Annotated in this window: 2 protein-coding genes; both read left to right on the top strand. The window is 38.6% G+C overall.

Features of this window, described 5'->3' with window-relative positions:
- Nucleotides 1-102: 102 nt before the first annotated feature.
- On the top strand, nucleotides 103-1,014 hold the full coding sequence (locus DW033_RS24270; RefSeq protein WP_122383250.1) for an NAD(P)-dependent oxidoreductase: 912 nt from the start codon (nucleotides 103-105) through the stop codon (nucleotides 1,012-1,014).
- A gap of 19 nt (nucleotides 1,015-1,033) precedes the next feature.
- The coding region (locus DW033_RS24265; RefSeq protein WP_147423701.1) for a dTDP-4-dehydrorhamnose 3,5-epimerase family protein at nucleotides 1,034-1,239 on the top strand (206 nt) is incomplete at its 3' end.

Here is a 1,239-nt window from a genome sequence, read left to right as displayed (position 1 = left end):
TGGAAAAGATTGTTGAATGGAGTAAGGTTTGGCTAGCAGGTGGGGATGTTCGTATTTGTATGGATAAACAGATAAATGAATTTTTAAACGTATAACGATAATATGAAGAACGTAATAGTAACAGGTGCTGACGGGTTTGTTGGCAGTTATACAGTAAATTATTTTCTAGAGAATGGTTGCAAAGTTCTCGCTCTGGATATGGGAGAAACTCCACGCCGATTAACAGTTGGGGAAAATCTAGAATATATGCGATGTGATATAGGTGACGCTTCAGCAATGTTAAAAAAAATACCCCAAGATATTTATGACACATTTATCCATTTTGCATGGGCAGGTTCGGCCGGTGAAGCTCGGATTGATTACAATCTCCAGATGCAGAATGCGCTTAATACAGTAGAGTGTATGAAAGTCGCTAAAGGATTAGGTTGTTCTAGATTTGTATGTGCTGGGTCTATTATGGAGTATGAGGTTGAAGCGGCTATTCACTCACAAGGCTCACATCCGGGTATGGGCTATATTTATGGTATGGGTAAGCTCGTAGCGCATTGTATGTGTAAGTCTGTAGCGGCTAGTATTGGTATAGATCTTCTTTGGCCAATGATTACCAATGCGTATGGAGTAGGAGAGTTTTCTCCTCGTTTTGTAAATACCACTTTGCGTAAAATTATTGATGGCGAGCCTCTGCGGTTTACTGCGGCTACTCAAAACTATGATTTTGTTTATGTGAGTGATGTGGCTAAAGCTTTTTATTTGGTTGCAAAGAATGGAAAACCTTTCCGTGAGTATATGATTGGTTCTGGTGACGCAAAACCATTAAAGCAATTTATACTCGAAATGGTTGACTCATGTGGCTCACGTTGTATTCCTCATTTTGGTGATGTACCTTTTTCTGGTACTAATATGCCCCTATCAACTTTTGATATTTCAGAAATAAAAGCTGATTGTGGTTATGAGCCTGAAGTTGGTTTTGCTCAGGGTACGAAAACAACAATGGATTGGCTTAAAACACTTTGATGTTATAGTAGAATTAGTCATGATACAGAAATTTGAATTCAAGGAACTTGATATGAAGGGGGCATATGAGATAACTCCCTTCTATGCCACAGACGAACGTGGTGGCTTTATCAAGGATTACAATATTGATGCATTTAAGCAAAATGGTATAGATCATGAACTTAAAGAGGTATTCTATACCATTAGTAAAAAGGGTGTAATTCGTGCGATGCACTTCCAGCTTGT

This window comes from Parabacteroides sp. AF39-10AC (genome assembly GCF_003635405.1).
GTDB lineage: Bacteria > Bacteroidota > Bacteroidia > Bacteroidales > Tannerellaceae > Parabacteroides > Parabacteroides distasonis.
This window is presented reverse-complemented; position numbering and strand designations above follow the sequence as displayed.